The following is a 19,445-nucleotide window of genomic DNA, read 5'->3' on the forward strand; positions in this document are numbered from 1 at the left end:
GCGTGCCGGCGGGGCGGGCGACCCGCGCCCGGCACCGCGCCCGTACGGTCGGGCGGCATCGGGGGCGGCATCATCGGGAAGTCCGACGGGTTCCACGAGTTGGTCAGGTGCTTGGTGGCGGCGAGCTGCGCAGCGGGCTCGTCGGCCGCCCCCACCAGCTCCAGCAGCAGCTGCTTGGCCGCGGGCCGGCGCGCCGGGTCGGGGTGGATGGCCGCGGCCACCAGCCGGTCCAGGGGCGCGGGCAGCCCCCGCAGGTCGGGCGGCGCGCTGCGGGCCCGGGCCGCCATCACGTACGCGTCACCCTCGCCGAACGGATGCCCGCCCAGCCCCGCGTAGGCGATCAGCGACCCCCAGGCGAACACGTCGCCCGCCGGGCTGGTGCGCCCCTCGAAGACCTGCTCGGGAGCGATCCATCCGGGCGTGCCCATCACCATGCCGGCGTTCGTGTGCCGGGAGCTGACGTGCGTCGAGCGCGCCAGCCCGAAGTCGATCACCCGGGGCCCGGCCAGCGTCAGCATCACGTTGGCCGGCTTGAGGTCGCGGTGCACCAGCCCGGCCGCGTGGATCGCGGTCAGCGCGGCGGCCACGCCGACGGCCGCGGAGTGCAGCACCGACGGCGACAGCGCGCCGTGCTCGATCAGGTGGTCCTCTAGCGAGATGCCGTCGATGTACTCGGTGACGAGGTAGAGGACGCCGCGGTCCTCGCCGTGGTCGAGCACGCGCGCCGTGCAGAACGAGGCCACCTTGCGCGCGTTGGACACCTCTTCGTGGAAACGCGCCCGGTAGACCGGGTCGGCCGTGTAGTCGCGCCGGATCGCCTTGAGCGCCACCCGCTGCCCGTCGGCCGCCTTGGCGAGGTAGACCACGCCCATGCCACCGGAGCCGAGACGGCTGACCAGCTCATAGGGGCCGATCGCCGGCGGATCTTCCGGCTCCAGCGGAGTGCCTGCGGAGCGCCCCAACGTAGCCGTCCTCTCGCCGTCGTCATCCCGTCTCAATCCGAACCGTTCCTCCGCCCGGCACGTCATTTTGTACCCAAGACTCTAACGGAGGAAGTGCCTGCCCGGTGGCGACTAGTTCTGAGCAGGAGAGGGAGCGCCGTGGATGCGCAAGGGACGCATCGTCACCCGCAGGCGCGAGAGGTTGAGGGTGTGGGGGAGCGGGCGGTGCGGGGACAGCAGCCGCCCGACCGGCTTGGGGCGGGCGGCGCGGACGATGCCGGCCAGGAAGGCGGTCCCGACCGCGAGCGTGAGGTGCACGCCGTCGCAGCCCGGTCTGGCCCACCACTCGTTCGCCGCGGTGCCGTCCAGCCAGATCTCGGGGGCGAAGGTGTTCGCGTACGGCAGGCGCGAGCCGCGCTGGTGCGCGGCGATCGGCACGAGCACGGTGGTGCCGGCGGGCAGGGTGGTGCCGTACCAGTCGGTCCCGGTGGCGGTGACCCGCGTCAGCGCCGGCACCGGCGGCCACAGGCGCAGCCCTTCGCGCAGGCAGGCCCGCAGGTAGTCGGCGTCGCGGCGGGCCGACTTGCGCTGGGCCGGGTGGGCGGCCAGCAGCGCCAGGGTCTGCATCAGCCCCGCCGACATCACGCCGAGGCCCATCAGCCAGAACGCCGCCTGCATGAGCCCGCGCGAGCGGCCCACCCCCGGCCTCTCCGCGATCAGGCCGGCCAGGCTGCCGGGTTCGGCGCGGCGCAGGTGGTCGAGGATGCGGGCGTCGTACCGGCCCGAGAGCAGGTCCTGGCGCCGCCTGTCGCGCCACCTGCCGGCCCGCGTGAGGTCCGTCAGCAGGCGGGTGAGCTCCACGTCGTCGGCCGCGCCGTCGCCGTAGACGCAGCGCCTGGCCACCCGCTGCCACCGGGCGTTCAGCCGGTCGTGGTCGACCACGCCGGAGGTGAGCTCCCCGGCCTCCTCCCTGGCGATGTCGATGAACGTCGGGCGCAGCACGTCCGTCGGCAGGCCGAAGGGGCGTTGCTCGACGCCCTGCGCGAATTCGCCCTCCTCCGACAGCACGCGCAGGGCGTCCCGCTTGGAGATGATCAGCAGCGCGGGGCCGCGCAGGCCGCGCACGAGGACGGGGCGGCCGCCGTATCTGGCCTCGAGCTCGGCCAGCAGCGCGCGGGAGCGCAGCGGGTCGCGCCCGCGCGTCAGATGCGGCAAGCCCGGCGGGACGATCGTGGCGGCCAGGCGCAGGCTCTCCAGCACGGTGGCCCGGGGGAGGTCCCTAGGCACGCGCGGCCTTCCGTGCTCCGACCGGCGCCCGCGGGTCCGTGGCCATGCGGGCACTGACCTTTCGGCCCGCGGGCGCCTCCTGGGTGGCCGGAGCAGGAAGGAAGTCCATATGCCGATGTGATCTCCCGTGGCGCCGCGTTCGCAATCAGGGGTCTCGGCCACCGGAACACTTCCGGGCGGAGGCCGCGAAGATGTTCCGATGGCCGGAACGCCTACGCGCCGAGGAGGGCCGCCGAGATGGCCTGGGCGGCGCCGCGCACGGAGATGCCGAGCTTGGCGAGCGGCACCGCGCCCACGGGGGCGGCCACGCCGAGGGACATGCAGATCCGGCCGCCCGGGCCGAACACCGGCGCCGCCACGCACGCCACGCCCTCGGTGAACTCCTCCTGCGAGTACGCCACGCCGTGCCGGCGGACCTGGGCCAGCTCGCGTTCGAGCCCGGCCAGCGTGGTGATGGTGCGGCGCGTCATCCGCTCGAACGAGCCGCGCGCCAGCAGCTCCTGGCGCAGCCTCGGGTCGAAGGCCAGCAGCGCCTTGCCGGTCGCCGTGCAGTGGAGCGGCGCGCGGTCCATGCCGTCGGAGCGGGAGTCGACGCGGTTGTGGCCGTAGAGGCGCTCGACGTAACGGGCCTCCAAACCGGAGGGGACCGCCAGGTTGACCGTCTGCCTGGTGGCCTCGTACAGGTAGAGCAGGTAAGGAAGCACGACCTTGCGGGTGCCGGGCACGCGGGCCCGGGTGATGCCGGCCATCGTCTCCAGCAGCTCGCCGGGCAGGTAGCCGTTGCCCACCCGCCGGGCCAGCTCGCGCGAGCACAGCACGCCCAGGAGGCGGTGGGCGGTCGACTTGGGCAGGCCCGTGCTGCGGCACAGCTGCGAGAGGCTGAGCGGGTGGGAGGCGGCGCTGAGCGCCAGCAGGATGTCGATGCCCCGCTCCAGGCTGCCCGGCTGGGCCACGGGGCGGTCGTCCGCCATCCTCTGCACTTGGCGGACCAGTTCCGTCGGCATTGATGTCCTTTCGCTCTCCGGAGAGCGAAAGGGGCTTCCCGGGGGCTGCGGTTGTCCTGTCCTTGGCGTACCCGGCTGCCGCCCGTTAACGCAGGCTGATGATCTCGGCGTACACGGAAACGGCCACTTCACCGGGCGTTCTGGCACCTATGTCCAGACCCGCCGGAACCCGTACGCGCTCGCCTCCCTCCACGCGCGCCAGCACCGCCGTACCGCGCCTGCGGCTGGCGATCAGCCCGATGTACGGCACGCCCTTGGCCAGCGCGTCACGCAGGATCGGCTCCTCGCCGACACCGTGCGAGGCCACCAGGACGGCGTCGGCGTCGGCGGCGACCCCGGGGCCGGTCTCGATCTGGTACCCCAGCGCCTGGCCGACGGCGGCGAAGGCCCGGGCGATGGGGCTGTCGCCGTACACGTGGATCAGCACGGGAGGCAGCACGGCCTCCAGGAAGATCTCCAGCGTGCCGCCGGACAGGCACGGCTGGCCCACGGCGATCAGGCCCTCCTCCTCGTGCGGGTCGCCCGCCTCCGGCGTGATCCGCAGCAGCGTGGTCCGCGCCGCGCGCCGGAGTTCGAGCAGCCGAAGGCCCTGCGCCCGGACGGTGTCGGTGGCGCAGACCCCGCCGACGAACCCCTCGATCGTCCCGTCCGGCAGCACCAGCGCGCGGTCGCCCGCCTTCGCGCTGGTCGGCCGCTGCGCCCGCACGACCGTGGCCAGCACGTACGGCTCCCGCCCCGACCGCAGCCGCGCGACCCGGGCGTCCAGGTCGGCGGCCGGCCGCGGCCGGGACATCGGCATACCGAGGAACTCGCTCACGGGATGGCCAGGTCCGTGCGGAACGGGTCGCCGTTGACGACGCGCCAGACGTTCGCCGGGGTGAGCGGCATGTCGGCGTGCCGCACACCGTACGGCCTGAGCGCGTCCACCACGGCGTTGACCACGGCCGCGGGAGAGCCGACGGTGGCCGACTCGCCCACGCCCTTGGCCCCGATCGGGTGCGTCGGCGAGGGCGTCACGGTCTCGCCCAGCTCCCACGACGGGCACTCCATCGAGGTCGGCAGCAGGTAGTCCATGAACGACGCCCCCAGGTGGTTGCCGTCCTCGTCGAACGCCATCACCTGCATGAGCGCCATCCCCACCCCGTCGGCCAGCCCGCCGTGGATCTGCCCCTCGACGATCATGGGGTTGATCCGCACGCCGCAGTCGTCCACCGCCACGAACCTGCGCACCTTGACCTGCCCCGTCCCCGGATCGACGTCGACGACGCAGATGTAGGCGCCGAACGGGTAGGTGAGGTTGGGCGGGTTGTAGACGGTGGCCGCGTCCAGGTGTCCCTCGACGCCTTCCGGCAGCTCCAGGTTGGAGTGCGCGGCGAGCGCGATCTCGGCCATCGACTTACCGGCGGACGGGTCGCCCACCACCGACCACCTGCCGTCGGCCCACTCCAGGTCGTCCGGCGCGGCCTCCAGCATGGCCGCCGCCACGATCTTGGCGCGGTCGCGCACCTTCCTGGCCACGATGGCGGTGGCCGCGCCGGAGACGGGGGTGGAGCGCGAGCCGTACGTGCCCAGCCCGAACGGCGTCTGGTCGGTGTCGCCGTGCACCACCTCCACGTCGTCGGCCGGGATGCCCAGCTCCTGCCCGACGATCTGGGCGAACGTGGTCTCGTGCCCCTGGCCCTGCGACTGGCACGAGACCCGCAGCACGGCCTTGCCCGTCGGGTGCACGCGCAGCTCGGCGCCGTCGGCCATGCCCAGGCCGAGGATGTCCATGTGCTTGCGCGGGCCCGCCCCGACGGCCTCGGTGAAGAAGCTGACGCCGATGCCCATCAGCTCACCTCTGGCCCGCTTGTCGGCCTGCTCGGCGCGGAGCTTGTCGTAGCCGGCCATGTCCATGGCCAGGCGCAGCGCCCTGGGGTAGTCGCCGGAGTCGTACTCCCAGCCGGTGGGGGAGTGGTAGGGGAACTGCTCTGGTCTGAGCAGGTTGCGCATCCGCAGCTCGGCCGGGTCGAGGTCCAGCTCGGCGGCCAGTACGTCGATCATGCGCTCGACCAGGTAGACGGCCTCGGTGACGCGGAAGGAGCAGGCGTAGGCGACGCCGCCGGGGGCCTTGTTCGTGTAGACGCCGGTGACCTCGCAGTGGGCGGCCTCGATGTCGTACGAGCCGGAGAAGACGTGGAAGAACCCGGCCGGGAACTTGGTCGGCTGGGCCGTGCCGTTGAACGCGCCGTGGTCGGCCAGCACCTTGACCCTGATCGCCTGGATCCTGCCGTCACGCGTCGCCGCCACTTCGCCGCGCATGTGGTAGTCGCGGGCGAAGGCGGTGCTCATGAGGTTCTCGGAGCGGTCCTCCATCCATTTGACCGGCTTGCCGGTGACGATCGAGCCGACGATCGCGCACACGTAGCCGGGATATATCCCGACTTTTCCGCCGAAACCGCCGCCGATGTCCGGGGAGATCACCCGGATCTTGTGCTCGGGCAGCCCGGCCACCATCGCGTACAGCGTCCGGTGGGCGTGCGGCGCCTGCGTGGGGCACCAGACGGTCAGCTTGCCGGTGACCCTGTCGAAGTCCGCGAGCGCGCCGCACGTCTCCAGCGGCGCCGGGTGCACGCGCGGGTAGAGCAGGTCCTGGGCGACCGTCACCTCCGCCTGCTCGAAGAGGGCGTCGGTGCGGGCGCGGTCGCCGGCCTCCCAGTCGAAGATGTGGTTGCCGGTACGCCCTTCGAGATCGTCCCGGATGACCGGCGCGTCCGGGTCGAGGGCCCTCCTGGCATCGATGACCGCGTCGAGGGGGTCGTACTCGACGTCGATGAGCTCCAGCGCGTCGCGGGCCGAGTAGGCGTCCTCGGCCACCACGAACGCGACCTCCTGGCCCTGAAAGCGCACCTTGTCCGTGGCCAGCACCGCCTGGGTGTCCTGCGAGAGCGTCGGCATCCAGGCGAGGCCGAGCCCGGCCAGGGTCTGCCCGGTGATGACGGCCTTGACCTTCGGGTGGGCCTCGGCGGCGCTCGTGTCGATGGAGACGATCCTGGCGTGGGCGTGCGGGCTGCGCAGCACGGCGCCGTACAGCATGCCGGGCAGCCGTACGTCGTCGGTGTAGTTGCCACGGCCCCTGACGAAGCGGGCGTCCTCCTTGCGGTGCATGCGTCCGTAGCTCATGATTTCGCCTCCGTCGCGGACTCGGCGACATTCAGACTCGCCTGGGCCGCCCACCTGATGGACCGGACGATGTTCTCGTAGCCGGTGCAGCGGCACAGCTGGCCGGAGATCGCCTCGCGGATCTGGCCCTCGTCGGGGTCGGGCACGCGGTCGAGCAGCGCGCGTGCGGTGAGCAGCATGCCGGGCGTGCAGAACCCGCACTGCAGCCCGTGGCACTCCACGAACCCCTTCTGCACCGCGTCCAGTTCCCCGTCCCGTTCCAGGCCCTCCACGGTGGTGACCTCGTGGCCGTCGGCCATCACCGCCAGCACCGTGCACGACTTGACCGGCACGCCGTCGAGCCGCACCGTGCAGACGCCGCAGTTGGAGGTGTCGCAGCCCCAGTGGGTGCCGGTCAGGCCCAGCTCGTCGCGCAGGAAGTGCACGAGGAGCAGCCTGGGCTCGACCTCCCTGGTGTACGGCTGCCCGTTCACCGAGACCGTGATGCGCATGTCAGATCCTCCCTGCGGCTCTGACCAGCGCGCGCCGGGTCAGCTCGGCGGCCAGGTGGCGCTTGTAGTCGGCGGGGCCGCGCTGGTCGGCGTGGGGGTCGCAGTGCTCGGCGGCGATCCGGCCCGCCTCCGCGAACGCCTCACCGCCGGGCGGCCTGCCTTCGAGGTAGCTCTCGGCCTCGGGAGCGCAGAAGTGCTCGGCGCCGACCGCGGTCAGCCCGATGCCCGCCCGCGCGATCACGCCGTCCCGGACGGTGACGACCGCTCCGGCCGCGGCCACCGGCCAGTCGCCCACGCGCCGCTCGACCTTCTCGTACGCGCTGCCCGTGCCCGCCGTGACCGGCACGCGCAGCTGCACCAGCAGCTCGCCCGGCCCGACGGCGGTCTCGTACGGGCCGTGGTGGAAGTCCCTGATCGGCACGGTACGCTGACCGCCCGCGCCCTGGATGACCGCCCGCGCCCGCAGCGCCGAGAACACGGCGGACAAATCCTCGGAAGGGTCGCCCTGGCACAGCGACCCGCCAACGGTCCCCCGATTTCTCACTATCGGGTCGGCAATAACTCGCTCCGCATCCCGAAATATCGGGAAAAGGTCGGTGGCGGTGGTGCTGTCCAGCAGCTCCGTGTGCCGTACCAGCGCGCCAATGGCCAGTTCGTCACCCTCGACGGCGATCCGCCCCAGCTCGGCCAGCCCGTTGATGTCGATCAACGCCTCCGGCTGGGCCAGGCGCAGCTTCATCATCGGGATGAGGCTGTGCCCACCTGCGACGATCCTGGCCTCGGGGCCGTAGCGCGCCAGCAGTTCGAGCGCGTGCGGCACGCTGTCCGCTCTCTCGTATTCGAATCTCGCGGGAACCTGCATGACTGCACATTGCTGGCACCGATTTGTCCCGACAATCCGCAAATAAGGGATTCCTTAATGGGCGCCGGAGAACTATGAAGGGGTGATGACACTCAGCCAGCTCGGGGCGTTCGTTTTCGTCGCGCGTCTGGGATCTGTCAAGGCGGCGGCACGGGCGCTGGGCGTGAGCGAGCCCGCCGTCTCCCAGTCACTGGCCCAGCTCCGCAGGCACCTCGGCGACCCGCTGCTGACCCGAAGCGGCGACCGGATGGTGCTGACCGAGGGCGGGCGGCGGCTGCTCGGGATCGCCGCGCAGATCGTCGCGCTCGGCGCGGAGGCGGTCGCCGCCGTCCAGCCGGGTCGCGTCGCCGGGCTGCACGTGGTCATGGACGCCGGGCTCGCCGAGTACGTGGCCGGGCCGCTCGTCTGCCTCTTCACGCAGCGCAAGTCGGTGGACGCCACCGCCGGCGTGGCCGCCACGGCCGAGATCCCGCTCCTGCTGTCCAGCCGCCTGGCCGACGTCGCGCTCGGGGCCCAGGTGAGCGGCGAGGGCCTGGTGAGCCGCCCGGTCCTGCGCTGCCGCCTCATCGTGGTCGGCTCGCCCCGCGGCCACCGCGACCAATGGCTGGTGGGCCCTTCCGGGACGGACCCCCTGAGCGACACGAGCCGGTTGCTGCGGCTGCTGCGGGTCCCGGAGTCCCAGGTACGGGTCTTCGCGAACCAGACGGCCGCCTGGAAGGCCGCCGCCGAGGGCTCCGGCGTGGCTCCCGCCACGGCCCACCTGGTGGCGTCCCAGTTACGCAGGGGCGAACTGGTGGCCGTCGAGACCGCCGCCACCCCGCTGGCCGCGTACTGGTACGCCACGACCCTGGAACCGCCGAACCGGTCGGTGGCCGCGGGCACGTTCCTGGACTTCCTCACCACCCCGGCCGCCACCCAGGTCATGCGCACCCCGGACGACGGCATCCCCCGCAGCCGCTTCCGCCCCCCGATCCACGTGTCGATCTGGAGCTGAGGCCTACCGCAGCCTCCGCCGCGCTCAGCGCAGCGCCGCGGCCTCCGAGGCGAGCTTCTCGACGCGGCCCCAGTCGCCGGTGGCCAGCGCGTCGGCCGGGGTCAGCCAGGTGCCGCCGACACAGCCCACGTTCGGCAGCGCGAGATAGTCGGCCGCCGTGTTCACCCGGATCCCGCCCGTCGGGCAGAAGCGCACGTCCGGCAGCGGCCCGGCCAGCGCCTTGAGGTAGGGGATGCCGCCCGCGGCCTCGGCGGGGAAGAACTTCAGCTCCTTGACCCCCCGCTCGACCAGCGCCATCACCTCGGACACGGTGGCCGCCCCCGGCAGGTACGGGACGCCGCTCGAATCCATCGCCTCGACCAGCGACAGGGTCGTCCCCGGCGAGACCAGGAACCGCGCACCGGCGGCCACCGACGCCGCGATGTCCTCCGAGCTGCGGATGGTCCCCGCTCCCACGGTCGCCTCGGGCACCTCGGCCGCGATCCGGGCGATGGCCTCGCGCGCGGCCGGGGTCCGCAGGGTCACCTCGATGACCGGCAGGCCGCCGGCGACCAGCGCCCTGGCCATCGGCACGGCGCTCTCCACGTCGTCGATCACCACGACGGGGATCACCGGGGCGAGATCGAGCAGGCTCATGGGTTCTTCTTCTCCTCGTCGGCCCGTTGACGGCCGTCTAGTCACGTACAGGTCCGCCCGGACAAGTCCACGCGGTCATCCCACCAGTTCCCGGCGGGCGCGCTGGGCCAGCCAGGCCGCCGCGCCCGTCAGCGCCGGCTGCGGGGCGACGATCAGCGCGGTGCCGATGGCCTCCAGGTAGTGGGCCATGTCCGGATTTTCGGCGAAGCGGGCCCGGAAGCTGCTGGTGCGCACGCGTTCCACGATACGGGGGAGCACTCCGCCGCCCAGATACACCCCGCCCCGCGCGCCGAGGGTCAGGGCCACGTTCCCGGCGAAGCTGCCCAGCATCCCGCAGAACACCTCCACCGTCTCGGCGCACAGCGAGTCGTCCAGCCGGGCCACGATGTCCGAGGCGGTCAGGTCGGGGGCGGCGACGCCGTTCACCTGGGCGAGCGCCCGGTGCAGCCGGACCAGCCCAGGTCCGGACAGCACGTGCTCGGCCACCACGTGCGGCAACCCCTGCGACTGCAGGACCTGGACGATCTCCAGCTCCCGCCGGTCCACCACCGGCACCGTGACGTGCCCGCCCTCGCCCGGGATCGGCGTCCAGCCGTGCTCCGCGGGCACCAGCCCGCCCACGCCGAGGCCGGTCCCCGGCCCCAGCACGGCCTTGACCCCGTGACCCGGCTCGGGGCCGCCCAGCGAGACCAGGTCGTCGCCCTCCAGGTGCGGCAGCGACACCGCCAGCGCCTCGAAGTCGTTGAGCAGCGCCGCGTACGGCACGCCGAGATCCCGTACGGACCCGGCCCACGCGGAGTTCGTGAGCCGGTAGCGGTCGCCGTCGATCGGCCCGGCCAGAGCCAGGCACGCCGCCCCCGGTCGCACTCCGCCCGCGTGTTCCGCGAGATAGGCGGCTACGGCTTCGGGGAGGGTCGGGTAGTCGGACCCCGCCAGGACCGCGACGTTGGCCGGCCGCGCTCCCGACGAGGTGACCAGGCCGAACCGGGCGTTGGTCCCGCCGATGTCGGCGACCAGCCACGGAAGGTCAAAGGCACTCACCACATACCTCCGGCGTCCAGGGCGGCGTCAAGATCGCTCGCCATGAACCGAAGGATCCCACGAACGCTCTCGCCGTCCCAGACGGGACGGCGAGCCATCGACTTCTGAGCCGTCACCTCGCCAGCCCGGCGTGCTGGGCGCCGACCGGGGCGCCCGTCTCCAGGTGCGAGGCGCCGGCCTCGGCGAGGAAGCCCAGGCCGGGGCCGTGGTCGGGGGACTCGGCGCCGCTGATGCCGAAGATCCCGGCGCCCTGCTCCGCGTGGCCCGCCATCCGGCGGAAGGCCGCGAACAGCTCGCGCCCGGTCCCCACCCACTGCGCGTCGCTCAGCGGGCGGCCCTCCGGCAGGCGGCGGGACAGCTCCTCGGCGGGCACCTGCAGCTCAAGCGTCCCCGCCGTCGAGTCCAGCCTGATCATGTCGCCGTCCCGCACCAGGGCGATCGGCCCGCCGTCGGCGGCCTCGGGCGACAGGTGGATGGCCGCGGGCACCTTCCCGGACGCGCCGGACATGCGGCCGTCCGTGACGATCGCGACCCGCTGCCCCCGGTCGAGCAGCACGGCCAGCGGCGGCGTGAGCTTGTGCAGCTCGGGCATGCCGTTCGCGCTCGGACCCTGGTAGCGGATGACCGCCACGAAGTCCTGCCCTTCCAGCTCGCCGGCCTCGAACGCCCGCAGCAGCTCCAGCTGGTCGTCGAACACCTTCGCCGGCGCCTCGATCACCAGGTGCTCCTGCTTGACCGCCGAGACCTTGGAGACGGCCCGGCCCAGGTTGCCCGACAGCATGTGGATCCCGCCGTCCGCCGAGAACGGCGCCGCGACCGGACGCAGCACGTCCAGGTCGGAGCTGCCGCCGGTGACCGGCGCCCACACCAGCTCGCCGTCCACCAGCTCGGGAGCCTCGCGGTAGCGGTCGAGGCCCGGCCCGGCCACGGTCATGACGTCCCCGTGCAGCAGGCCCTCGTCCAGCAGGTCGCCGATGAGGACCTGCATGCCGCCGGCGTCGCGGAAGTGGTTCACGTCCGCCTGGCCGTTCGGGTAGATCTTGGTGAGGGACGGCACGACCCGCGACAGGCGGGCGAAGTCGTCCCAGGTCAGTACGATGCCCGCGGCGGCGGCCATGGCGACCAGGTGGATCGTGTGGTTCGTGGACCCGCCGGTGGCCAGCAGGGCGACGCAGGCGTTCACGATGGCCTTCTCGTCGACCAGCTCGCCGATCGGCGTGTACTCCGAGCCGTGCGCGGTGATCTCCACCGCGCGGCGCCCGGCCGCCTCGGTGAGGGCGTGGCGCAGCTCGGTGTGCGGGTTGACGAAGGTCGAGCCGGGCAGGTGCAGGCCCATGACCTCCATCAGCGCCTGGTTGGAGTTGGCGGTGCCGTAGAAGGTGCAGGTGCCGGGGGAGTGGTACGACTTCGCCTCGGCGTCGAGCAGCTCGTCGCGGCCCACCTTGCCCTCGGCGAAGAGCTGGCGGGTGCGCGCCTTGACCTTGTTCGGCAGGCCCGAGGTCATCGGCCCGGCCGGGACGAAGATCGCGGGCAGGTGACCGAAGTGCAGCGCCCCGATGAACAGGCCGGGCACGATCTTGTCGCACACGCCCAGCAGCAGCGAGGCGTCGAACATGTCGTGCGACAGCGCGATCGCTGCGGCCATCGCGATCACGTCGCGGCTGTAGAGGGACAGCTCCATGCCGGGCCGCCCCTGCGTGATGCCGTCGCACATCGCGGGCACGCCACCCGCCACCTGCGCCACGCCGCCGGCCTTGCGCACCGCGGCCTTCAGCTCCGGCGGGTACGTCTCGTACGGCTGGTGCGCCGAGAGCATGTCGTTGTAGCTCGTCACGATCGCCACGCCCGGCTTGGCAGCGCCGCGTAGCGTGAGCTTGTCGTCAGCGGGCGCGCCGGCGAAGCCGTGCGCCAGGTTCGCGCAGCCGAGGTGGGCGCGGGCCGGGCCCTTCGCCCTGGCGGCCTCGCCGTCGCGCCGGATGCGCGCCAGGTACGCGGCCCGGCTGGTGGCGCTCCGCTCGGCGATGCGGTCGGTGACGTCCTGGATGACGGGGTTCACGGTGCCTCCTTCTTCGGGTCCATGAACCCGGAATCGATTGTTCACACGTCCTCCTCGTGCCACTCGCGACCGCTGCGGCCGAGCAGTTCGTGGGCTCCGGCGGGACCGGTGGTCCCGGCGGGGTAGGGCTCGGGCAGGTCCCCGGACGACTCCCAGGTCGACAGGATCGGGTCGATCCAGCGCCAGGCCGCCTCCACCTCGTCACGCCGCATGAACAGCGTCGGGTTCCCGGCCAGCACGTCCGTCAGCAGCCGCTCGTACGCCTCGGGCACCCGCGCCGTGAACGTCTTGCCGAAGCTCAGCGACATCGGCACCGGCTTCAGCGTCACCTCGCCCGCGCCCGGCTCCTTGGCCATGATGTGCAGCTCGATGCCCTCTTCCGGCTGCAGGCGCAGCACCAGGCGGTTCGGCGTGCCACCGGGGAAGATGGAGTGCGGCACGTCCTTGAACTGCACCACGATCTCCGACCTGCGGTACGGCATCCGCTTGCCGGTCCGCAGGTAGAACGGCACCCCCGCCCATCGCCAGTTCTTGATCTCGGCCCGGATCGCGGTGAACGTCTCCACCCGCCGCGAGGCGTCCGTCGGCGGCGTGGAGGCGGGCTCGTCGAGGTAGCCCGGCATCTCGCCGGCCTCGGTGTACTGGCCCCGCACGGTGAAGCGGTCGACCTCCGTGCCCGTGATCGGGCGCAGCGCCTGCAGCACCTTGACCTTCTCGTCGCGGATGGCCTCGCGGTCGTTGCGGGCCGGCGGCTCCATCGCGGTCAGCGTGAGGAGCTGGAGCAGGTGGTTCTGCACCATGTCGCGCAGCGCGCCCGCGTGGTCGTAGTAGCCGCGCCGGCCCGGCGTGCCGACGGTCTCGGCGGCGGTGATCTGGACGTGGTCGATCCACAGGGAGTTCCAGATCGGCTCGAGGAAGGCGTTGGCGAAGCGCAGGACCAGCAGGTTCTGGACGGTCTCCTTGCCCAGGTAGTGGTCGATGCGGAAGATCTGGCGCTCGTCGAAGATGGCGCCGACCTCGTCGTTGATCCGCTGCGCGCTCGGCAGGTCGTGGCCCAGCGGCTTCTCCAGCACCACCCGCGAGAGCGGCGTGACCAGCCCGGCCTCCTCCAGCTCGCGGCAGAAGGGGCCGAAGGTGCGGGGCGGGCTGGCCAGGTAGAAGACCCGGTCGCGCTGCTCGTGCCCGGCCAGCAGCCGGCTCAGCGCCCCCCAGCCCGACTTGTCGGCGCCCCCGACGTCGACCGACACGTGGTGCAGGCGGCCGAGGAAGCGCTGCCACATGGCGGGGTCGTCGATCGGGACCTGGTCGCGTACCTCGGCGTCCACCTTGCCGCGGAAGTCGGCGTCGGTCAGGCCGCCCCTGGACATGGCGATGACGCGGGTCTCCGGGGAGAGCCGGCCGTCCCTGTCGCTGTGGTAGAGCGCCGGGAGCAGCTTGCGCATGGACAGGTCGCCGGTGCCGCCGAAGACGACGAGGTCGGCGGTGTGGGCGGGCGTTGTCGACACGGGGGACACGGTTGCGGACTCCGATGATCTACCAAGCAGGGACAGAACGGACACTAACGAGAGTTTGGGTCCCACACAAGCGGAGTTTTGGCATTTGAGATAAAAAAGTCTGGACTTTTCATGACCTAACCCCATGTGATTCACTTAGCCGATGCCTCGACGTACCGCCGCGACCCTCGCCACCAGTGGTGAGGTGCTCCGCCTCATCCGCACCGGAGAGGCCGCGACGCGGGCCGACCTGGGCCGGGTCACCGGTCTGTCGCGCCCCGCCGTGCAGCTGCGCGTGGGTGAGCTGCTGGAACGCGGCCTGGTCGTGGAGCGCGACGACGCCCCGTCCACGGGCGGGCGGCCGCCGGTCCGGCTGGAGTTCAACGCCACGGGCGGCGTGGTGCTGGTGGCGGCGCTCGGCGCCAGCCGCACCCGGGTGGCCGTCTGCGACCTGGCCGGGCGGGAGCTGGCCGGGCGCGAGTTCGCGATGGACGTGGAGCAGGGGCCCGACGTCGTGCTCCCGGTGATCATGGATTCCTGGGACGAGCTGCTCGGCGACCGGCCCCGCTCGATGCTCAGAGGCGTCGGGATGGGCGTGCCGGCCACGGTCGAGTTCGCGCAGGGACGCGCCGAGAGCGCCCGCGTGATGGCCTCGTGGACCGGCGTGGTGATCCCGCCGATCATCCGCGAGCGCTTCCCCGTTCCCGTGCTCGTGGACAACGACGTCAACGTGCTGGCCATCGGCGAGCACCGCGGCGCCTACCCCGACCTGGACGACCTGATGTTCGTGAAGATCTCGACGCGGATCGGCGCGGGCGTGATCGCCGGGGGCGGCATCCTGCGCGGCGCGCTGGGCGCGGCGGGCGAGATCGGGCACATCCCCGTGCTCGACGGCGGCGACGTGCTGTGCCGCTGCGGCAACACCGGCTGCGTCGACTCCGTGGCCAGCGGCACCGCGCTGCTGCGCGACCTGCGGGCCCAGGGCAAGGACGTCAAGACGATCGCGGACGTGACCGCGCTGGTGCGCGCGGGCGACGCCGAGACGATGGCCACGGTGCGCGAGGCCGGCCGCCGGATCGGCGAGGTGCTGGCCGGGGCGGTCAACATCCTCAACCCGTCGGTGGTGGTGCTGGGCGGCGACGTGGCCGAGGCGTTCGGTCCGCTGGTGTCGAGCATCCGCGAGGTCGTCTACCGCCGCTCCACGGCCCTGGCCACCCGGCGGCTGCGCATCGAGCCGAGCCGGCTGGGAGCGGGCGCGGGCATCAGCGGGTGCGCGGTGATGGTGCTCGACCACGTGCTCTCGCCGGACGCCGTGGACGAGACCATGACGGTCACGGCTCTGCGCCGCGAGCGCGTCGCGGCCCCCTAAAGGTCCCAGCGGGGCAGGTCGCTCTCCCGCACGAGCCCGTCCGCGCCGAACACCAGATGGCGGTCGAGGTCGGCGGCGAACCAGCGGTCGTGCGTGACCGCCAGCACCGTCCCCTCGAACCCCGCGAGCCCCTGCTGGAGCGCCTCCGCGCTGGCCAGGTCGAGGTTGTCCGTCGGCTCGTCGAGCAGCAGCAGCGTCGCCCCCGACAGCTCCAGCAGCAGGATCTGCAGCCGGGCCTGCTGCCCGCCCGACAGCGTCTCGAACGGCTGCCCGCCCGCCGGCGCCAGCTCGTACCGGGCCAGCGCCGCCATCGCCTCGTTGCGGGTCAGCGCGTGCTCCCGCATCACCACGTCGGCGGCGGCCCGCCCGACCAGGTCGGGCCGCGCGTGGGTCTGGGTGAAATGCCCGGCTGACACCCTGGCGCCCAGGCGGGCCACGCCGGTGTGCGCGATCGGCTCGCCCGCCAGCAGGCGCAGGAAGTGGGACTTGCCGGTGCCGTTCCGGCCCAGCACGCCGACCCGCTCGCCGTACCAGACCTCGGTGGAGAACGGCCGCAGCAGCCCGGTGAGCTCCAGGTCCTCACAGGTCACCGCCCGCTTCCCGGTGCGCCCGCCGCGCAGCCGCATCCGGACGTTCTGCTCCTTCGGCGCGCGCTGCGGCGGCCCCGCCCGCTCGAACCGCTCCAGCCTCGTGACGGCCGACTGGTACGCCCCCGCCAGCGCGTCGTTGTTCGCCGAGCGCTGGCGCAGCGTGTGGACCAGCCGGCGCAGCCTGGCCCGCTCGTCCTCCCAGCGCCTGCGCAGCTCTTCGAGGCGCTCCTTGCGCCGCCTGCGGGCCTCGGCGTACGTCGCGAACCCGCCGCCGTGCACCCACACCCCGCGCCCCTCCACCGTGATGATCCGGTCGGCGGCCTCGGCCAGCAGCTGCCGGTCGTGCGAGACGAGCAGCACCGTCTTGGCCGAGCCCCTGATCGCCCGCTCCAGCCACTGCTTGGCCCGCACGTCCAGGTAGTTGTCGGGCTCGTCCAGCAGCAGCACCTCGTCCGGCCCGCGCAGCAGGGCTTCCAGCATGAGCCGCTTCTGCTCCCCGCCCGACAGCGTGCCCAGCTCCCTGCCCTTGACCCGCTCGTACGGCAGCCCCAGAGCCTCGGTGGCGCACACGTCCCACACCACCTCCAGCTCGTAGCCGCCCGCGTCGGCGTAGTCGGCGATGGCCTGCGCGTAGGCGAGCTGGGCGGGCTCGTCGTCGCTCCGGGCGATCGCCGCCCCGGTCGCCTCCAGCGCGGCGGCGGCGTCGCGCACGCGCCGCGGGGCGACATTGAGCAGCAGGTCGTGCACGGTGCCGGCGCCGAGGAACTGCCGCATCACCCCGATCCCGCCGCTGCTCGCGACGCGGCCGTCCGACGGGGCCAGCTCGCCCGCGATCAGCCGCAGCAGCGTGGTCTTGCCCGCGCCGTTCGGCCCGACGAGCGCCGCCTTGGCGCCGGCGCCCACCTTGAAGGACGTCTCCAGCAGCAGCGGCCGCCCGTCCGGCAGCAGGTACGTCAGCGCGCTCACCTCGATGTGCCCCATGACGGCCACCCCACTCGATCGTCGTTCGACTAACTAGACCATCGATCCAGTCGCTAGAACAACGTATTATCTCCGGGTGGGAACCGTGTGGTCGCGCCCCCAGAAGGCGCCGAGGCAGACGCTGACGCTCGACCGGATCGTGGCCGAGGCGGTCGCGCTGCTGGACGAGGAAGGCGTGGCCCGGCTGACCATGCGCCGCCTGGCCGAGCGGCTCGACACCGGCTCGACCACGCTTTACTGGCACGTCAAGACCAAGGACGACGTCCTCGACCTGGCCCTGGACGCCGTCTTCGGGGAGGTGCGGCTGCCGGCGGGCGGCTCCGGGTGGCAGGGGGCCGTCCGCGAGCTCATCGGCGGCTGGCGCGCGGCCCTGCTGCGGCATCCGTGGTCGGCCACCATCCTCGACCGCCCGCTCATGGGGCCGAACGCGCTGGAGCGCACCGAGTTCCTCTACGCGACCCTGGCCGCCGCCGGCTTCGCCGCCCCCAAGCCCGCCGCCTACAGCCTGTCCAACTACGTCATGGGCTCGGTCGTCATGCAGGTGACCTGGCAGGACCGCGACCGGGACGACACCGGCGAGTTCCTCAGGGAGCGCGCCGACCGTTACCCGGCCCTCGCCGAGCACGGCCTCGACCACGCGTGGGACGCCACGTTCGACGAGGGCCTCGGCTACCTGCTGGACGGCATGGAGCAGTCGCGTAGACGCGAAGGCGGCCGGCTCGGGTGAGCCGGCCGCCTTCGGGGGACCGTCAGTCCTCGCGGGCCTGCTTCGGGAGCATCAGGCCGACCGCGAACGTCGTGGCGATCATCCCGGCCGCCACCCACAGCGTGATCGTGACGCTCCCGGTGCCGAAGTAGAGGGTGCCCAGCAGGGCCAGGCCCAGCGCCCCGCCCACCTGCTGGAGCGCGGTCAGCGCGCCGGAGGCGGAGCCGGTCTCCTGGGGCTCGACGGCGGCCATCACGATGCTGAAGTACGGGCTCATGATCAGCCCGCTGCCCAGTCCGGCCACCGCCAGCGCCGGGGCGAGCTGCCACGGCGTGACCCCGGGGGAGGCGACGGCGATCACACCGGTCACGCCGAGCCCCATGACGATCGCGCCGGACAGCAGCACCTTGCGGCCGTGCCTGCGGGCGGCCTGCGCGACGCCCATGCCCGCGATCATGCCCAGCGACGAGGGCACGCTGGTCAGCGCCGCCTTGAGCGGGGAGTAGCCCAGGCCGAGCTGGGTGTAGAGGCCGATCACGAGGAAGAACCCGGTGAAGGCGGCGAAGTAGATCGTGCCGGTCGCCATGCCCGAGACGAACGCCCGCTTGCCGAACAGGCTGGGCGCCACCAGCGGGTCGCCGCCGCGCCGGGCCCTGCGCTTCTCGTAGGCCGCGAAGACCGCGAACACCGCCGCGGAGGCCGCCATCATCGCGAACGCCCACGCCGGCCAGCCGCTCTCGCGCCCCTGGACCAGCGGGAAGACCATGAGAACGGTGCCCGCGGAGGCGAGCACGGCGCCCGGCAGATCGAGCCGCACGCCCTTGACCGGGCGGGAGGCGGGCAGGAAGCGCAGGGCGGCCAGCGCGGCGGCGGCCCCGATCGGCAGGTTGATCAGGAAGATCAGCCGCCAGTCGACGCTGGTCAGCGCGCCCGCCAGGATCGGCCCACCCACCGCGGACAGCCCCATGACCGGCCCGAACATCCCCATCGCGACCGCCAGCTCCTTGGGCGGGAACATCTCCTTCATCAGCCCCATGCCCTGGGGGATCATCGCCGCCCCGAACAGCCCCTGCACGACCCTGGCCGCGATGATCGTCTCGGGGGAGGCGGCCAGCGCGCACAGCAGCGACCCGACGGTGAACCCGACGACGCCGATGAGGAACATGCGCTTGCGTCCCACGATGTCCCCGAGCCGCCCGCCGGTCAGCAGGCCCGCGGTCATGGCGAGGGTGTAGGCCGCGCCGAGCCACTGGATCAGGGAGGCGCCGCCGCCGAGGTCGGCCCGCATCGTCGGGCCGGCGACGTTGGTGACGGTCGCGTCGAGCAGCTCCATCACCGAACCGGCGAGGACCACCGCGAGCGCGGGCCAGCGCCACTTGTAGGGGGCGGGGGTGGCGGGCGTCTGCGCGGGGCGGGTGTCGAGGATGGTCATCCACGGCCTCCTGAATTGGAACGGCTTGTTCTGTTCCAGAATAGCAGAACGGAATGCTTCATTCCACAACGAGACCAAGATTCTTCCGGGCGGGGATTGCCACGGAGCCGGTCAAGAGTGCGCGTCGTCACGGCGAGCAGCCCGTGAGCCTTCACGACCGGCCATGACAGGCGGAAACCGACGTCGGCGCGTGCGGCTCACCGTGCGCAGCCGTAAAGGACAGGCCTGAAGACCGCGGCGTGCGCAGCCGTGAAGAGAGGTTTAGCGCTTTCCGGGGTGGCGCGTCTGGCCGGGCGGAACGTGCGTGCGGCCGGGCGGCGTGGCGGCGGTTCAGCGTGAGCAGGTCGAGTACGGTGCAGGCGGCGGCCGCCCCTTCGTAGCCGAAGGGCCGCTGCTCAGC

General features: G+C 72.7%; 17 protein-coding genes. 3 read left to right on the forward strand and 14 right to left on the reverse strand.

Features of this window, described 5'->3' with window-relative positions; translation table 11 throughout:
* The 7 genes from ACWDX9_RS45360 to ACWDX9_RS45390 all read right to left on the reverse strand — a co-directional run.
* Window positions 1-962, reverse strand: a 962-nt coding sequence (locus tag ACWDX9_RS45360) for a serine/threonine-protein kinase (RefSeq protein ID WP_449966272.1), incomplete at its 3' end; no start/stop codon positions are given.
* Window positions 963-1,073: 111 nt separating this feature from the next.
* Entirely contained in the window at window positions 1,074-2,228 is a 1,155-nt protein-coding gene (locus tag ACWDX9_RS45365; RefSeq protein WP_449966274.1) for a cytochrome P450, read from the reverse strand.
* A 212-nt stretch (window positions 2,229-2,440) separates the two neighbouring features.
* Window positions 2,441-3,199 (reverse strand): IclR family transcriptional regulator, encoded by a 759-nt coding sequence (locus ACWDX9_RS45370; RefSeq protein WP_449966277.1) that lies wholly within the window; start codon window positions 3,197-3,199, stop codon window positions 2,441-2,443.
* 118 nt (window positions 3,200-3,317) lie between these two features.
* Window positions 3,318-4,049: an XdhC family protein gene (locus tag ACWDX9_RS45375; RefSeq protein WP_449966280.1), complete on the reverse strand. Its 732-nt coding sequence runs from the start codon at window positions 4,047-4,049 to the stop codon at window positions 3,318-3,320.
* Window positions 4,046-6,394, reverse strand: coding sequence for an aerobic carbon-monoxide dehydrogenase large subunit (locus ACWDX9_RS45380; protein WP_449966283.1), 2,349 nt, complete (start codon window positions 6,392-6,394; stop codon window positions 4,046-4,048). Before ACWDX9_RS45380 ends, ACWDX9_RS45375 begins: the two co-directional genes overlap by 4 nt.
* Entirely contained in the window at window positions 6,391-6,885 is a 495-nt protein-coding gene (locus tag ACWDX9_RS45385) for a (2Fe-2S)-binding protein (RefSeq protein WP_350726890.1), read from the reverse strand. Before ACWDX9_RS45385 ends, ACWDX9_RS45380 begins: the two co-directional genes overlap by 4 nt.
* Window position 6,886: 1 nt before the next feature.
* On the reverse strand, window positions 6,887-7,747 hold the full coding sequence (locus ACWDX9_RS45390; RefSeq protein ID WP_397369902.1) for an FAD binding domain-containing protein: 861 nt from the start codon (window positions 7,745-7,747) through the stop codon (window positions 6,887-6,889).
* An 85-nt stretch (window positions 7,748-7,832) separates the two neighbouring features.
* Between ACWDX9_RS45390 and ACWDX9_RS45395 the strand changes: the two genes are divergently transcribed.
* Entirely contained in the window at window positions 7,833-8,741 is a 909-nt protein-coding gene (locus ACWDX9_RS45395) for a LysR family transcriptional regulator (protein ID WP_449966286.1), read from the forward strand.
* 24 nt (window positions 8,742-8,765) lie between these two features.
* Here the strand turns inward: ACWDX9_RS45395 and eda are convergent, their stop codons facing one another.
* The 4 genes from eda to zwf form a co-directional block, all read right to left on the reverse strand.
* Entirely contained in the window at window positions 8,766-9,377 is a 612-nt protein-coding gene (gene eda / locus ACWDX9_RS45400) for a bifunctional 4-hydroxy-2-oxoglutarate aldolase/2-dehydro-3-deoxy-phosphogluconate aldolase (RefSeq protein WP_364247313.1), read from the reverse strand.
* 75 nt (window positions 9,378-9,452) lie between these two features.
* On the reverse strand, window positions 9,453-10,418 hold the full coding sequence (gene glk / locus ACWDX9_RS45405) for a glucokinase (RefSeq protein ID WP_449966289.1): 966 nt from the start codon (window positions 10,416-10,418) through the stop codon (window positions 9,453-9,455).
* A 112-nt stretch (window positions 10,419-10,530) separates the two neighbouring features.
* A complete protein-coding gene (gene edd / locus ACWDX9_RS45410) occupies window positions 10,531-12,474 on the reverse strand; it encodes a phosphogluconate dehydratase (protein ID WP_449966290.1) in 1,944 nt (647 codons plus the stop codon).
* Between the two features lie 41 nt (window positions 12,475-12,515).
* On the reverse strand, window positions 12,516-13,979 hold the full coding sequence (gene zwf / locus ACWDX9_RS45415) for a glucose-6-phosphate dehydrogenase (protein WP_449966292.1): 1,464 nt from the start codon (window positions 13,977-13,979) through the stop codon (window positions 12,516-12,518).
* A 151-nt stretch (window positions 13,980-14,130) separates the two neighbouring features.
* Here zwf and ACWDX9_RS45420 point away from each other — a divergent pair, with 151 nt between their 5' ends.
* Complete coding sequence (locus tag ACWDX9_RS45420; RefSeq protein ID WP_449966294.1) at window positions 14,131-15,336, forward strand: ROK family transcriptional regulator; 1,206 nt, start codon at window positions 14,131-14,133, stop codon at window positions 15,334-15,336.
* Here ACWDX9_RS45420 and ACWDX9_RS45425 read toward each other — a convergent pair.
* Window positions 15,333-16,907 (reverse strand): ABC-F family ATP-binding cassette domain-containing protein, encoded by a 1,575-nt coding sequence (locus ACWDX9_RS45425; RefSeq protein ID WP_449966296.1) that lies wholly within the window; start codon window positions 16,905-16,907, stop codon window positions 15,333-15,335. The two genes, ACWDX9_RS45420 and ACWDX9_RS45425, sit on opposite strands and share 4 nt — an antisense overlap.
* A gap of 76 nt (window positions 16,908-16,983) precedes the next feature.
* Between ACWDX9_RS45425 and ACWDX9_RS45430 the strand changes: the two genes are divergently transcribed.
* Entirely contained in the window at window positions 16,984-17,634 is a 651-nt protein-coding gene (locus ACWDX9_RS45430; protein ID WP_449966299.1) for a TetR/AcrR family transcriptional regulator, read from the forward strand.
* Window positions 17,635-17,656: 22 nt separating this feature from the next.
* On the opposite strand, the gene ACWDX9_RS45435 is transcribed toward ACWDX9_RS45430, so the two are convergent.
* Together ACWDX9_RS45435 and ACWDX9_RS45440 are read right to left on the reverse strand one after the other, a co-directional pair.
* Window positions 17,657-19,045, reverse strand: a complete 1,389-nt coding sequence (locus ACWDX9_RS45435; RefSeq protein WP_449966302.1) for an MFS transporter — start codon at window positions 19,043-19,045, stop codon at window positions 17,657-17,659.
* A gap of 151 nt (window positions 19,046-19,196) precedes the next feature.
* A partial coding sequence (locus tag ACWDX9_RS45440) for a hypothetical protein (RefSeq protein WP_449966304.1) occupies window positions 19,197-19,445 on the reverse strand: 249 nt, incomplete at its 5' end.

The organism is Nonomuraea sp. NPDC003201, assembly GCF_053590415.1.

Bases quoted from the DNA above. Each gene is read 5' to 3' on its own strand.
- ACWDX9_RS45370 (WP_449966277.1), bottom strand. From the start codon at position 3,199: ATGGCGGACGACCGCCCCGTGGCCCAGCCGGGCAGCCTGGAGCGGGGC.
- ACWDX9_RS45380 (WP_449966283.1), bottom strand. From the start codon at position 6,394: ATGAGCTACGGACGCATGCACCGCAAGGAGGACGCCCGCTTCGTCAGG.
- ACWDX9_RS45385 (WP_350726890.1), bottom strand. From the start codon at position 6,885: ATGCGCATCACGGTCTCGGTGAACGGGCAGCCGTACACCAGGGAGGTC.
- ACWDX9_RS45390 (WP_397369902.1), bottom strand. From the start codon at position 7,747: ATGCAGGTTCCCGCGAGATTCGAATACGAGAGAGCGGACAGCGTGCCG.
- ACWDX9_RS45395 (WP_449966286.1), top strand. From the start codon at position 7,833: ATGACACTCAGCCAGCTCGGGGCGTTCGTTTTCGTCGCGCGTCTGGGA.
- eda (WP_364247313.1), bottom strand. From the start codon at position 9,377: ATGAGCCTGCTCGATCTCGCCCCGGTGATCCCCGTCGTGGTGATCGAC.
- ACWDX9_RS45420 (WP_449966294.1), top strand. From the start codon at position 14,131: ATGCCTCGACGTACCGCCGCGACCCTCGCCACCAGTGGTGAGGTGCTC.
- ACWDX9_RS45425 (WP_449966296.1), bottom strand. From the start codon at position 16,907: ATGGGGCACATCGAGGTGAGCGCGCTGACGTACCTGCTGCCGGACGGG.
- ACWDX9_RS45435 (WP_449966302.1), bottom strand. From the start codon at position 19,045: ATGACCATCCTCGACACCCGCCCCGCGCAGACGCCCGCCACCCCCGCC.